Genomic DNA, 14,451 nt, shown 5'->3' with positions numbered 1-14,451 from the left:
TTTTGTTTTGAAGGCGAAAATTTTGAGATTGTTCCTAAAGATAAAAATTTACTCCATCTGGTCGTCTGCCGAAGGCCCATAACTTCCCGGCACAGCAATATTCAATAATCTGTAATACACTCCCAACTGCGCTCGGTGATGGGTTACTTGGTTTAGGCTGTGCCGTATGGCGCCGTATTTGGTCCATTCCATTATTTTTTGACCGTTCATTCTAATGCTCCAAGTGGGGTTTAAATCTTCTTCCCGCGCCCCTTCCAAGGCTTTCATTCCAGCTTTGTGCTGTTTTTCCAGCTGCTGTAACAATTCTTCTTTATTGGCCATTTTTTCGGGCGCGTAATCATCTGCAAAATCTAGAAACTCTGTGCTCAATATTACTTGTGGCCAGCCAAAAATATCTGTTATATGGGTGGTTAAATCTATTAACTTCATACTCTTTTCGTGCGGAGCATAATCATTTTTGTCCTTCGGAAAATTATTTAGGAACTTTTTGGTGATCTCGTATTCATGGGTTAATTCGTCCTTTAAATTTTTTAAGGTATCCATAATTTTGAAATTTAAGGTTGAAGTAAAAACTCACGATCCAATAGGACCATAAATTCACTTTAGTTGGTTTAAAGTTTCCTGATACTAATTTACCCATTTAAAAGCATTTTTCCCAGCGGAAATTCCTTTAAATTTGCACCTTAAAATTCCTTCAATTTGACAAAGCAAATCACAAATACAATCGTAATGATACGCCCAGTTGCGTTCCGTATGAACGAGCAAACGGCAGTTAACAATTTTTTTCAGGAAGAAATAGCACTTCAAAATGCCGAAATTAATTTAAAGGCGCAGAACGAGTTTGATGCCTTTGTTGACAAATTGCGGAATGTGGGTGTAAATGTTATTGTTGAAAATGATGAGTTGCGAATGGATACGCCAGATTCTATTTTTCCGAATAACTGGATTAGTTTTCACGAAAATGGCGATATAGGACTATACCCGATGTTTGCTGAAAACCGCCGTCGCGAAAGACGCGAGGAGATTTTAATCCGTTTAGAAAAAGAAGGATTTGTAATTAACAATATCTACGATTATACCTCTGCCGAAGATGAAGGTCTTTTTCTGGAAGGCACGGGAAGTTTATTGCTAGACCGAGTAAATTATAAGGCTTATTGCGCACTTTCTGCGCGTGCCGATGAAGAATTGCTTATTGAATTTTGTGAAGATTTTGAATATTCACCCGTAGTTTTTACTGCAAATCAAACGGTTGACGGGAAACGCGTGCCAATTTACCACACCAATGTAATGATGTGTCTGGCAGAAAAATTCTGTGTTATTTGCTTAGACACTATTGATGATGCAAAAGAGAAGAAAAACGTTGTTCAGCATCTAAAAAAGGACGGAAAAGAAATTATTCCGATTACTGAAGCGCAAATGCACCATTTTGCTGGTAATATGCTTCAACTTCAAGGAAAGGACAAAAAGTATTTGATAATGAGTTCCGCCGCTCACAATAGCCTAAATAAACAGCAAGTGAATGCAATTGAAAAACATTGCGAAATATTAAGCAGCGATCTTACAACTATTGAAACCTGTGGCGGTGGAAGCGCCCGCTGTATGATGGCTGAAGTGTTTTTGCCAAAACTTAGTTTGGTTTAGAAACGTAATTTCCTTTAGCGATATTCTTTATCATCCCTCCAAAAATAAAATAGTGGAATGGCAGCATTAAATACCAATACAAGCGTCCCCACAATCCTTTTGGCCTAAATGTGGCGGTCTGTATTAATTCGTTTTTTTCATTAATACAGAATTCTAACCAAGCTTCTCCCGGAAGTTTCATTTCGGCAAATAGTAGTAATCGTTTGTTTTCTCTGTCGGCATAAAGTACGCGCCAAAAATCTAAAACATCGCCGGTGTAAATTTTATCGGGATGGGTGCGTCCACGTCTCAGGCCAACACCGCCAAAGAGTTTATCGATAAAGCCACGAATTCTCCAAAGCGAGTTAGCATAGTACCAACCCTGTGTGCCGCCAATGGCCCAAATGTTGTTCAACGCTTTTTCGGGATCAGCTACTTTTATAACTTGCTCATCCTTTAAACAGCCGTATTTTGGCACTTGTATGTATTCTTTTAAATTCGAAATCCTACCTGCCGTCAAAGAATCTTTCCAACTTGAAATAACAAGGTTTTGTTCAATTTTGATAAAAGCTTTTTTAATAGCTTCTTCGTATGAAATGGGTTGAATATTTAGAATTTTTTGAAGTTTGTTATCGCGGGCAACTACCTCCATTTTCATACTGTCCACAAGGTTTACAGCAAGTTTATATGAAGTTGATGTAACAAAATAAAGCCAATACGAAGATAATCGCGGCGACATAATTGGCACGGGAATTATCCAAAGTTTCAAACCGCGAATTTTAGAATATTTCTCTAACATTTCTCGGTACGTTAAAACATCGGGGCCACCGACATCAAACGACTGATCGAAACATTTTTCGTTATCTAAAACTCCGTACAGAAAAGCAATTACATCGCGAATAGCAATGGGTTGAATTTTAGTTTTTAACCATTTGGGCGCAACCATTATTGGTAGTTTTTCGCACAAATCTCTAATTATTTCAAAGGAAGAACTTCCGCTACCAACTACAATTCCGGCACGTAAGACCGTGAGGTGGTAATCGCCATCGTATAAAATTTCTTCAACTTTTTTTCGGGAAGAAAGATGTTTTGAAAGCTCGTCTTGGTTAATAATTCCACTTAAATAGATAACCTGTTTCACCGAAGTAGTGGCCATATATTTATTGAAATTTTCAGCTGAACGCGCTTCTATTTCATCAAAATTTGTGGTGGAACCGCTCATTGAGTGTATTAAATAATACGCTGCATCAATGTCTTTGGGAAAGGATTCGGCATTAACTTCTTCTGCGAAATCTACTTCAACTACGCTTACCCTTTCAGTAGTTTTTGGGTCTATTGGCAGTCTATTTTTATCGCGCACTGCACAGATTACTTCGTGTCCGTTTTCGAGTAATTCGGGAAGCAATCTCATGCCTATATATCCGTTAGCGCCAGTAAGTAGAATTTTCAATTTCTGAGTTTTGTTTAAAGATAACTCATTATTAGTAAACAACAGTTAAATACCCGTTAACATATAGTCGCCTATATTTTACAAAACGGTATCTTTAAAACTTAAACCAATCAAAATTAAATTCCATGAAAATTTTAAAAGTTGTATTGCTTATAGTAGGGGTCGTCTTAATTGTATTCGGACTTTACAATGCATTTGTGCCTCAGCAAGTTTTAGATATTGGCCCTTTGGAAGTCAATGCCAAAGAGGGATTGACAAATCAAACTTTGGGGATGATTGGCATTGGCGTTTTAGCTTTGATAGCGGGCGCACTGCTTAAAAATCGTCGCTAAATTTTAAGCGTTTATCGTTTTAAGAATAGAAATAACGGCTACGCTAATATATTCTACTCCTATCGATATTACAATAAATCCAACAATTCGCGAAATAGCATTAATGCCCGAAGCTCCCAAAAACTTACTGATATAATGCGAGCATCGTAAAATTATGAACGTGGCTAAACCAACCGCCAATACTGCTAAAATCACAACTATAATTTCGTTTGTTGCTTGGTATTTCTGATTAAAAGTAATCAATAGTGAAATAGATCCCGGCCCTGCTAGCATTGGGATTGCCAATGGTGTTAACGAGAATTTTTCGCGTTTGTCCAAATCTTTTTGCACCCGCTTGTTCTTCATTCCTTTATGTTTAGAAAAACTTCCCGTGAGCAACGCAAAGCCCGAAGTAACAATTATCATCCCACCAGCAATGCGCAATGCATTCAAACTTATTCCGAAAAAGTCTAGCAAATAAGTTCCCGCGAAAAAGGAAATAATTAAAATCACAATTACATTTGTCGTGGTTAAAAGTGACGTTTTATTTCGTTCCTGCGGTGTTTCATCACTTGTTAATCCTACAAAAACAGGGACGGTTCCCAGGGGATTTATTACTGAAAATAGCGCCGCAAATACGTATAAAAATATATCCATAGTTTTTTTCGCAAAGGACGTGCGGTTTTCGGTTTCGAAGTTTACCAAAACATTAAATGAAGGTTATTAATATTCGTTTGAAGCAGGATTTAAACTGTTCCTTTTCTGAAATTAGATGCGACTATTTTTTTTACTGGCTCGCTTCAAAAAAGTATCTTTGCCCTCAAACTCTGAAGCTTCAGCCATGGAGTATATTTTTTTAAAATTTTATTATGACATTTCAACAAAACCTGGAAACCCAAATTAAAGCTGCAGTTGAAAAACTGTACGGCGCCAAACTTGAATCGGTAGAATTGCAGCCAACCCGCAAAGATTTTGAGGGCGATATTACTGCAGTAGTTTTCCCGATGCTCCGCGTTGTAAAAGGAAATCCAGTGCAAATTGGTGAAGCAATCGGCAACTATTTGGTTGAAAATGTTTCGGAAATTGAAAAATTCAACGTTGTTCAAGGTTTTTTGAATATCGTTTTGAGCAATTCGTATTATTTGAATTTCTTCAATTCCGTGACTGATTTCTCTTCATTCGGAACAGTTCCGGAGGGAAAGGAAGCGTTGATGGTTGAATATTCTTCGCCAAACACAAACAAACCACTGCATTTAGGGCACGTTCGAAATGTTTTGCTTGGCTATTCAGTTGCTGAAATTGAAAAAGCTGCCGGAAAAAAAGTGTATAAAACCCAGATTATTAACGATCGTGGGATTCATATTTGTAAAAGTATGCTGGCTTGGGAAAAGTTTGGAAACGGTGAAACACCCGATGCCGCAGATTTAAAAGGCGACAAGCTTGTTGGTAATTATTATGTAAAATTTGACCAAGAATACAAAAAAGAAATAGAGCTTTTAAAAGCTGAAGGAAAAACCGAAGAAGAAGCAAAAGCAAAAGCGCCATTAATTCTCGAAGCGCAAAAAATGCTAATAAAATGGGAGGCTGGCGATGAAGAAACTGTTGCACTTTGGAAGAAAATGAACGGTTGGGTTTACAGTGGTTTTGAGGAAACTTATAAATCTATCGGCGTAGATTTCGACTTTTATTATTATGAAAGCGATACGTACCTTTTAGGAAAAGATATTATAGAAGAAGGCATAAAAAACGATGTTTTCTTTATGAAAGATGACGGCTCAGTTTGGTGCGATTTAACCGAAGATGGCCTTGATGAAAAACTAGTTTTACGAAGCGATGGCACGGCGGTTTATATGACGCAGGACCTTGGTACTGCCGTACAGCGTGTAAAAGATCACCCAGATGTTGGCGGAATGATTTACACCGTTGGAAACGAGCAAGATTATCACTTTAAAGTCTTGTTTTTAATTCTGAAAAAGCTGGGCTATACTTGGGCTAAAAACTTATTTCACTTAAGTTACGGAATGGTAGATCTTCCTTCGGGAAAAATGAAAAGCCGGGAAGGAACCGTTGTAGACGCCGATGATTTAATTGCGCAAATGACTTCAACTGCGCGCGATATTTCTGAAGAGCTTGGAAAGATTGATGATTTTTCGGAAGAAGAAAAAGAAGCACTTTACCGAATGATTGGCTTGGGAGCTTTGAAATATTATATTTTAAAAGTTGATCCAAAAAAACGAATCCTTTTCAATCCCGAAGAAAGTGTAGATTTCCAAGGAAACACGGGACCGTTTATTCAATATACGTATGCACGGATTCAGTCTATTTTGAGAAAAGCGGGGGAGGTCTCGACTGCGCTCGACCTGACATCGTTGACTATGCATCCCAAAGAAAAAGAACTGATAAAAATTATTCAGCAATATCCTGAGGCTATTCAATTGGCGGCTGCTAATTACAGCCCGGCTTTGATTGCAAATTATACGTATGATTTGGTAAAGGAATTCAACAGTTTTTATCAAAACGTGCCAATTTTGGCAACGGATAATGATGCTGAAAAAGCTTTCCGTGTACAGCTTTCTGCAGCAGTTGCTGAGGTTATAAAAAGTGCGTTTGCGCTATTGGGAATTGAGGTTCCGGAGCGAATGTAGATTTCTTCTTTGCGACTTGGCGCCTTTGCGAGAGAAATTTGCACGCAAAGCCGCAAAGTTTTTTATGCTCTTCTAAAACAAAACCTGAAACGAAAAATTGGGTGTAATTCCCAAGGAGATTTCTTCAACTTTATTTATTGAAACTTCATTGTTTTCGTCCCGTATCAAAGCATAACGAATATTCAGAGTGTTTTCGGTATTTAAAAGATTTAAAAGCGCAATATTTATTTTAGCATCGATGGTTGGGGAGAGTTTCCAAAGATATTCTGCAGAGAAATCTGTTCGGAAATAATCTGGCAACCTTTCGCTATTCGGAATATCATATTGTATGGTCGAAAATCCGCCTTCTATTGTGGTTTCGGTATCTTTTAGAGGAATGGTATAAGGTTTTCCGCTGTGCCAATTTAAGCCCAAAGCAAGTTTTAAAGTATTCCACGAATAGCTTCCCGCGAGCGTTGCAGCGTGTTGCATGTCTAAATTATTCGGAAACGTTGGAGGGACGAGGGTTTCAAACTCATAATCGTTTTTACTGAACACATAACTGGCCCAAGTGCTGAAAGATTTCGTTTTATGGTTGATTACGAATTCGGCACCTTTTACAGTGTAATTGCCAATTGCTTTTGAAAATCTAAACTGGTTTTGAAAACCTTGGTTTGCACTATTAATATCTTCCACGATTTTATAAAATCCTTCCACATTCATAAAAAGTCCATTCTTGCTGTAAACAAACCCCGCAGAGGCTTGTTTGCTTTTTAAAATTGGCGTGTTTTCTTCATCGGCTAAAATCCAACGTCTTTTTTCGATACCAAGAAAATCACTTTCAAAATCGACTCTTTGTGTTGCACTTTGACTTTTGAATTCGCCCAAAATCTCAACCGCAAAACCATTACCGAATTTTTGATGCAGACTCAACCGTGGTTCAATTAAAATTTTTTCAAACTTGTCGAAATAATTTCCTCGTAAACCTGCAGCAATAAAGGTTTTTTGATTATTCGAGAGATAATTCAATCCAGCAAAAAGAGCATGCGTTTGCAGCACATCTTTTTCATAGCTACGAAATCGCGGTAGGTTAATATCTTGTGTATTTGCAATGCCAATTTCTGAAAAATGATAGCCAGTTTGAAGCTTTAGGTTTTCTGAAAGCATAACGTTTGCGTCAAGTTTAACGCCAGTTTCCAATACTTCGTTTTTTTGAATTTGTTCCTGGGTAGTGAATATATCGCGATTGATTGCATCCAGCAAATAGTAGGTGCCATAACCTAAAACAGTGGTTTCAATTTTATCATTCCACGAGCGATTCCAAGATACGCCGCCAAGCAAACTGCGTTGCTCCAATTTGCTGGTTTTCGATTGCGAATTGATTGTTAAAGTTTCAGTAAAATCTAAGGAATTATCGATGGTTAAAAAGTTGACGCGTATTTTGTCTTTTTCTGAAATATCCCACAGTAATTTGGTGCCGAAATCATAAAAGCTAAAATTTTCGTCCGTGCTTATACCAATATTATTTTGGTTGTTTTCTTCATTGTTGATTTCACTATCCTGAAAAATTCGTTGGGTATAATTTTTATAAATAGGCGATTCCCAAAGTTGGTTGATGGATTTTCTTCCAGCTACTTGAATGCTTGCTTTTTCAGAAATTGAAACGTCCACAAAACCACTTCCGTTTATTAGATTGAAGCCGATTCCCGCTTCGGTTTTTGATGAAACTGTATTTTTTGAACGCATATCCAGCACACCCGAAACCCCTTCGCCATAACGAATGTTGGTTCCGTTTTTATATATTGTTACTTTTTTTGTTATGTCTGGATTGAAGGCAGAAATAAGACCGAAGAAATGACCGCTTTGATACATTTTTATATCGTCCCAAAGCAGCAGGTTTTCATCGTGCATTCCTCCGCGAATGTTGATGTTAGAGATGGTTTCATCCACACTTTCCACGCCCGGAAGCGCTTGTGCAATCTGCAACACATCGTTTTCTACTTGACCGGGCAACAAACCAAAATGTTCCGTTGAAAGCAAAATAGAACCGTCCATGTTTTTGTCGATTCCCTTTGTGAAAATGTTTTGTAGTAAAACGGGCTCAAGTGTAGAAATTGAAGGCAACATCAGCAAGGCACTACATGCAGTTGAGAGTTCGGAAGTGTTTTTTGTAAGTCGCAAATAACCTACAAAAGAGATGGTGAAGTTTGTGTTTTTAAATTGTGGTGGAACATAAAAAAAACCTTCGGCATTCGAGATTGTATTGAAAGAATTATCTTCAGAAATAACGGTTGCTCCTTCCAGCGGTAACTGGGTTTCAAAGTCGATTATCCTGCCACAAAGAAGGCCAGTATTTTCTTTTGAAGTAATTGTTATATAACGTTCATTTATGCGGTTGTAAAGGAAAGGCGTGTTTTCGCGAAGGTATAAAAGTATGTTCTCTATTGAAGCCACATCCTTTGGAGGTTGCTTCAGTTTAATTCCTTCAACTTCTTCGTGAACGTAGGAAAAACGAACATTATTTTCCTTTTCTAAGGTTTCCAAATAGGTCAAAAGTGTAGTTTCTTCGGTTTCCTGCGCAATGGTTTTTGCTCCAAAGGCACAGAATACCAAAAGGAATACAATGACTCTGTAGCTACTTGCTATGTTTGGCATCAATGGTTACTGCTCCGTTATTATTTATTTTATAGTCCAACTGCAGGGGCTCACAAATTGATTTTAATGCAAGTTCAAGATTTTTGTGGGTAAATGTGCCAGTAAATCTTTTTTCTAAATTTACGTTTTTTAATGATACTTTGACCGTGAATTGTCTTTCAAGTTCTTTTATAACTATTTGCAGTGGAGCATTTTCAAAACTGCTTTCATTTTGAAGCCATATTGGCGAAGTGTCTTCGTTAGCTTCATTAACCACCAATTTACCATTTTCTATTTGCACTTTCTTTCCAGCGGGCAGTTTTAACGAATTATCGTTAAAGGCTACACTAACTAAACCTTCGTAACAAGCAACGGTAAAAAGCCCGTCTCGTGCAGAAACATTGAACTGTGTGCCCAAAACGCTTACAGTTCCTTCGGCAGTTTTTACGCTGAATTTACTTCCTTTAGTTACTTTAAAATACGCTTCGCCATCCAACGAAAGTTCGCGGGAATCATCCCAATTCTTTTTGTTGTACGTAATTTTTGAATCCGAATTTAATGCTACTTCCGAGCCATCGGGTAGCGAAAAGTTTTCAGTTTGAGCAACTTCAGTTTTAACTGAAGTATCGAGCGTTGTAGTGTAATAATATCCAGCAAACAGCAATGCGAATACCGCAGCCACCTTCCAAACAACTGAAAAAATATTCGGTTTTTGTAATTGGCGAACGGGTTTTATATGGTTTGAAATAGCTTCAAAATTTGCTTCGGAATTCATTTCGGCAACCTCAAAACCAGAGCTGGCAGCGGCAATTTGAATATATGAAGCATATTCCGGATCGGCTTTTAACTGTTCCAGTTCTTCTGGAGTGGCTTCATTGTTTAGCCATTTGTGCAATATGTAATCTTTTTCCATTTCTATTGTGTTCATAGGTGAAACAGTTATACTGAGCGATACCCTACCATTATTTTTTTCATTATCCTTATTCCAACCTAATAACAAGTCCGATATATGATTAAAGGACGTAAGACATATGACTAAAAAATTTGAAATTTATTTTTGTCACAAAATACTTTGTCTTACGTCCTATGTCATCCAGTCTTAAGTCTATCAATAACATAATATAAAATTTCAAACGTTCCCAATTTCTTTCCGAAGTACTGCCAATGCTTGGCTCATTCTTTTCTCAACTGCTTTTACTGAAATATTCAGCATTTCAGCTATTTCAGCATATTTTTTTCCTTCAATACGGTTTAAAAGAAAAGCGGTGCGTTGTGCTTCGGTAAGATTTTCGATGGAATTTTTGAGCTTTTCGTGAAACTCATTTTCCTCCATCAAAAATTCTGGAGACTGGTAATTAGTTTTATCGGGCTGTCTTTTAGCGTGTTTTAAAACTACTTTTTTATGAGCTATTTCATTCAAAAATGCATTGTTACAAACGGTGTATAAAAACGATTTCGCCTTCTCTTTAGTAACTTTCGCGCAGTTTTGCCACAGTTTTATGAAAGCTTCCTGCACCAAATCGTCTGCCTGCGCTGTGTCGCCACATTTAAAATAGATAAACCGCCAAACTGGTTTTCCATGAGATTCATACAGTTGGTTAAACGTATTTTCGTTACAGACGTTTTCGGGTTGTTTCATAAAAGGGATTGATCTATTTCAAATATATTTAAAAGTTATTCAACTTGTAGGGTAGGGTTTATTTTTATTAATTTGTTATTAATGTATAGCAAAAGTTTAAAATTTGAAAAAAATACACTTTTTCCGTTTTTTCGTTTTGTTTCTGTTAAGTGTTTCTCTTTTTTCTTGCCAAAAAGAAGAAGAGGAATATATTGATGAAACTGAAGAAGACACCATTACCGCCAATTCTCCATTGACGGGATTGTTGTTGCGCACATCACAAAGTCCGGGTGCGTATGACGATATAATCGACCAAAATAGCTGCGCTTCAATAATTTTGCCCGTAACGGTAATTGCCAACGGACAGCAAGTGACGGTGAATACTCCCGAAGACATAAATATTATTAAGGATATTTTCAACCTGTTTCCAAACGACACGGATACTTTAGAAATTATATTTCCTATTTCGTTCGAGCTATTTGATTATACTCAAGTAACGCTCAACAATCAAACCGATTTGGATGCGCTTGCTGCAACCTGTGATATTGCCGATGCTGAAATTGGCTGCTTGGATATTGTTTATCCTATTTCTTTTTTCACCTACAATACAGATCAGCAGCAAACGGGAACGGTTGCTATTACTAATGATTGGGAGCTATTCGATTTTCTGCAAAGTTTAGGGCCAGATGTTTTTATCAGTCTGGATTTTCCTATTTCGGTTAAATTGGCAGATGGTTCAACTGTGCAAGTGAACAACAACCAAGAACTGCAAACATTGATTTTAGATTGTGTGGCGAATACCAACGGAGACCCGATAGATATTTCGCAATTTGAAGAAGATTTAACCACTGGCACTTGGTATGTAGATTACTTTTTTGACGACTATGACGAAACCGACAATTATGCTGGATATGAATTTACTTTTGCTTTAGACGGAACGGCGCAGACTGTAAAGTCGGGAGTAGTTGTAAATGGAACTTGGGCACTTGTTGATGATTTTAAATTCGATCTTTTCTTTGGAACAAATGCACCGCTGGACGAACTAGACGAAGAATGGGAAATACTTGAAGCCAACGCAGATTTTATTAAACTGAAACACATTAGCGGCAGCGACGGAAGCATAGATTACTTGACTTTTGGCCGCGAACCGAACACTGGCGGGACAAATACTGAACTCAATCTTTTTATTGAAAATTTGATTACCGGAAGTTGGTACGTAAACTTGCTTGAGGAGAACGGAACAAACCACACAGTAAATTTCAATGATTATGAATTTACTTTCTTCGGAAATGGTTCTGCCACAGCAGTAAGCAATAGTAATACAATTAATGGGTATTGGACTGCGCAAGTAGATAGTGGCAATTTAGATTTTATCTTAAATTTTGAAACAACAACTAACGGTGATTTCGGAGATCTGAACGATGATTGGGATGTGCTGGAAGCAACTCAAACCATTATTAGACTTTCCGATGTAAGTGGCGGTGGTGGCGGAACAGACTATCTTACTTTTGGTCGTGAACCAAATGGTGGCGGTGGTGGCGGTCCCGACCCACAAGAGCTGCGAGATATTCTTGAATCTGGAACTTGGTATGTTGAAAAGTTTTTAGATGATGGCGACGATGAAACTGCAGATTTTAATGGGTTCGATTTCAACTTTTACAACAATCAGACTGTTTATGCTACCAACGGTACAGAGAACGTTTACGGAATATGGATTGTAACTGTAACTGGCCAAGAACTCAATTTTGAACTTGATATGGACAGCCCAATTAATGGTGCAGATAGCCAGGAATATAAAGCTTTGCAGTATTCACCAACTTCAGTAACATTTATTACCCGTAACAGTCAAGGGCAGATTGAAGATACTTTAATTTTCAAAAAGAATTAAATAACCCCAATTTTTTCACACCATTATTAAAACTAAAAAAATAAATTATGAAATTCACGTTAAAAGCAATTCTCTTTATTTTTATATTCACAGGTTTGGCAATGTCCTGTAATAAAGATGACGATAACAATTCAAACCAAGACACATCAGTTGCCGATGCTATAAATACTGCACAAAGCGGGAGTTGGAAAATCACTTACTTTTTTGATTCCGATCAAGTAGAAACAGACCATTTTACTGGTTATATTTTTAAGTTTAATGAAAATGGTTCTTTAGAAGCGGTAAATGGAAGCACAACAATTACTGGAACATGGTCTATAACAGACAGCAATTCTAGCGATGACGACGGAGGTTCAAGCGACATTGATTTCAATATTTTCTTTGCTTCGCCACCAGACTTTGAAGACCTTTCAGACGATTGGGATATAATCTCTATTAGTAATTCAAAAATTGAATTAACCGATGTAAGCGGCGGTAATGGCGGCACAGATTTTTTAACTTTCGAAAAAATATAAAACCTTTTTATTTTCAAATGAAACCATCCTATTTACGGATGGTTTTTTTTGTCAAATTATTTAGGGAAGATTTCATCTTTTCTTCAAAATAATAAATTTCAGGGTAGGGTTTTCTTTGCGTTGGCTGTCTTAATTATATAAAACATAAAAAAAATAAAATGAATAGATTCATCAAATTATCAGTATTTGTTTGCCTGCTAATTTTCGCGGCAAACTCTTGTTCCGAAGACGACTCAACGCCTTCTGAAAATCCAGATTCAAACATAATAGCGGTAGATTCCGAATTGGGGAATTTATTGCTTCGCACCACAGACGGTAATAATACGTCTTCAATAGATTGTATAGATCTTGTTTATCCTGTTACTTTCTTCATTTATAATTCAAATCAGCAGCAAACCGGATCACAAACGGTTGGTAGTGATAGTGAACTTCTAGCCTTATTGCTTTCCTTAGAAACTGGAACTTATATAGCCTTGCAGTTTCCTATTAGCGTTGTTTTGCAGGATGGCACTATAATGGAAGTTAATAGCAATGCCGAATTAATAACATTAATTTCTGGCTGTTCCTCGAATGGGGGAGGTGTGCCTTCAGATTTTGAAGCCATATTAACTTCTGGCTCTTGGTTTGTTACTTATTTTTTCGATGATGTAGATGAAACTAGTGATTTTGCTGGTTATGAATTTACATTCGCAACAAACAATACGGCCCAAGCGGTAAGTACTACAAATACTGTAGATGGCACTTGGAGCTTGACAAATAGCAATACGCCAGATTTAAATCTTTTCTTTGGAATAAATGATCCATTTGATGAGCTTGATGAGGATTGGGATATAATTGAAGCTACCCAAGATATTATTAAGTTAAAACACATTAGCGGTGGCGACGGTAGTGTAGACTTTTTAACTTACGAACGCACCCCGAATGGTGGTGGCGGAGGTGGAAATACTTCAGATTTTGTTGATAATCTTACAACCAGCGTTTGGTATGTGAATCTATTAGATGACGATGGTATTGACGAAACTTGTGATTATGTAGATTACCAATTCACTTTTAATGCAAATGAAACAGTTACAGCTACAAGTACTAACAATACTGTTAACGGTACCTGGGCAGTTACGAGTAGTAGCAGCGGAATAGATCTTACCTTAAACTTCGAAATAATAGGTGGCGATGATCCTTTTGATGACTTAAATGATGATTGGGATGTAATAAGTTTTGATGCTCAAATCATTAAATTAATTGATGTTAGCGGCGGAAACGGCGGTACAGATTATCTCGATTTTGGAAGAAATCCGCACCAAGGTTGCAGCGGAGGTGGAAACACTACAGAGCTAACAAATATCTTAATTGATAGTCAATGGTTTGTAGAAAGCTACATAGACGATGGCGATGATCAAACAAATGACTACAACGGTTATGCGCTTACATTTAACGCTGATGGAAGTGTGCAGGCGGTAAACAGCAATAATACCATAAACGGCACTTGGAGTGTGGTAACCAGCGGTAGCGGTCTAGATGTAATACTAGATTTTGGAACTGCAATTCCTTTTGATGAATTTAACGACGATTGGGATGTTGTTACCTACACAAACACTAGAGTCGAACTCTTTGATGTAAGCGGCGGTAATGGCGGCACAGATTACTTAACTTTTCAGAAGCTATAATTTTCTTTTTTTCCCCCACTTTAAAGCCATGGTTCGCCATGGCTTTATTGTTTTCTATATTTTGAATTTCAACACGTTATGGAAATATTTTTTTGGAAAAGAAGTAGGGTTTTTCTTTTTTGAAATG

12 protein-coding genes are annotated in these 14,451 nt (G+C 37.3%); 6 read left to right on the top strand and 6 right to left on the bottom strand.

What is annotated here, in order from left to right:
• Nucleotides 1–48: 48 nt before the first annotated feature.
• Complete coding sequence (locus AC3RVG_RS13685; RefSeq protein ID WP_489692036.1) at nt 49–543, bottom strand: DinB family protein; 495 nt, start codon at nt 541–543, stop codon at nt 49–51.
• Between the two features lie 186 nt (nt 544–729).
• Between AC3RVG_RS13685 and ctlX the strand changes: the two genes are divergently transcribed.
• A complete protein-coding gene (gene ctlX, locus AC3RVG_RS13680) occupies nt 730–1,641 on the top strand; it encodes a citrulline utilization hydrolase CtlX (RefSeq protein WP_489692241.1) in 912 nt (303 codons plus the stop codon).
• Here ctlX and AC3RVG_RS13675 read toward each other — a convergent pair.
• The gene (locus AC3RVG_RS13675; protein WP_489692035.1) at nt 1,628–3,070 is read right to left on the bottom strand and encodes an SDR family oxidoreductase; all 1,443 of its coding nucleotides are present in this window, start codon (nt 3,068–3,070) and stop codon (nt 1,628–1,630) included. The genes ctlX and AC3RVG_RS13675 overlap by 14 nt on opposite strands.
• A 125-nt stretch (nt 3,071–3,195) precedes the next feature.
• Between AC3RVG_RS13675 and AC3RVG_RS13670 the strand changes: the two genes are divergently transcribed.
• Nucleotides 3,196–3,402, top strand: coding sequence for a hypothetical protein (locus tag AC3RVG_RS13670; RefSeq protein ID WP_489692034.1), 207 nt, complete (start codon nt 3,196–3,198; stop codon nt 3,400–3,402).
• 3 nt (nt 3,403–3,405) lie between these two features.
• Here AC3RVG_RS13670 and AC3RVG_RS13665 read toward each other — a convergent pair whose 3' ends face one another.
• Nucleotides 3,406–4,038 carry a MarC family protein gene (locus tag AC3RVG_RS13665; RefSeq protein ID WP_489692033.1) on the bottom strand — a complete coding sequence of 211 codons (633 nt, stop codon included), beginning with the start codon at nt 4,036–4,038 and terminating at the stop codon, nt 3,406–3,408.
• Nucleotides 4,039–4,250: 212 nt separating this feature from the next.
• On the opposite strand from AC3RVG_RS13665, the gene argS reads away from it, so the two are divergent.
• Entirely contained in the window at nt 4,251–6,026 is a 1,776-nt protein-coding gene (gene argS / locus AC3RVG_RS13660) for an arginine--tRNA ligase (RefSeq protein WP_489692032.1), read from the top strand.
• Nucleotides 6,027–6,098: 72 nt separating this feature from the next.
• Here the strand turns inward: argS and AC3RVG_RS13655 are convergent, their stop codons facing one another.
• The 3 genes from AC3RVG_RS13655 to AC3RVG_RS13645 all read right to left on the bottom strand — a co-directional run bounded on the left by AC3RVG_RS13655 (nt 6,099) and on the right by AC3RVG_RS13645 (nt 10,278).
• Entirely contained in the window at nt 6,099–8,660 is a 2,562-nt protein-coding gene (locus AC3RVG_RS13655) for a TonB-dependent receptor (RefSeq protein ID WP_489692031.1), read from the bottom strand.
• Nucleotides 8,641–9,567, bottom strand: a complete 927-nt coding sequence (locus AC3RVG_RS13650) for a FecR family protein (protein ID WP_489692030.1) — start codon at nt 9,565–9,567, stop codon at nt 8,641–8,643. The genes AC3RVG_RS13655 and AC3RVG_RS13650 overlap by 20 nt, the downstream gene beginning before the upstream one ends.
• Nucleotides 9,568–9,768: 201 nt before the next feature.
• A complete protein-coding gene (locus tag AC3RVG_RS13645) occupies nt 9,769–10,278 on the bottom strand; it encodes an RNA polymerase sigma factor (protein ID WP_489692029.1) in 510 nt (169 codons plus the stop codon).
• Nucleotides 10,279–10,381: 103 nt separating this feature from the next.
• Here AC3RVG_RS13645 and AC3RVG_RS13640 point away from each other — a divergent pair, with 103 nt between their 5' ends.
• The 3 genes from AC3RVG_RS13640 to AC3RVG_RS13630 all read left to right on the top strand — a co-directional run bounded on the left by AC3RVG_RS13640 (nt 10,382) and on the right by AC3RVG_RS13630 (nt 14,324).
• Nucleotides 10,382–12,145: a hypothetical protein gene (locus tag AC3RVG_RS13640; protein ID WP_489692028.1), complete on the top strand. Its 1,764-nt coding sequence runs from the start codon at nt 10,382–10,384 to the stop codon at nt 12,143–12,145.
• Between the two features lie 47 nt (nt 12,146–12,192).
• Complete coding sequence (locus AC3RVG_RS13635; RefSeq protein WP_489692027.1) at nt 12,193–12,660, top strand: hypothetical protein; 468 nt, start codon at nt 12,193–12,195, stop codon at nt 12,658–12,660.
• A 158-nt stretch (nt 12,661–12,818) separates the two neighbouring features.
• Entirely contained in the window at nt 12,819–14,324 is a 1,506-nt protein-coding gene (locus AC3RVG_RS13630) for a hypothetical protein (RefSeq protein ID WP_489692026.1), read from the top strand.
• The last annotated feature ends 127 nt before the right edge of the window (nt 14,325–14,451 follow it).

The sequence above is a fragment of the Aequorivita sp. IT1282 genome, assembly GCF_058068205.1.
This window is presented reverse-complemented; position numbering and strand designations above follow the sequence as displayed.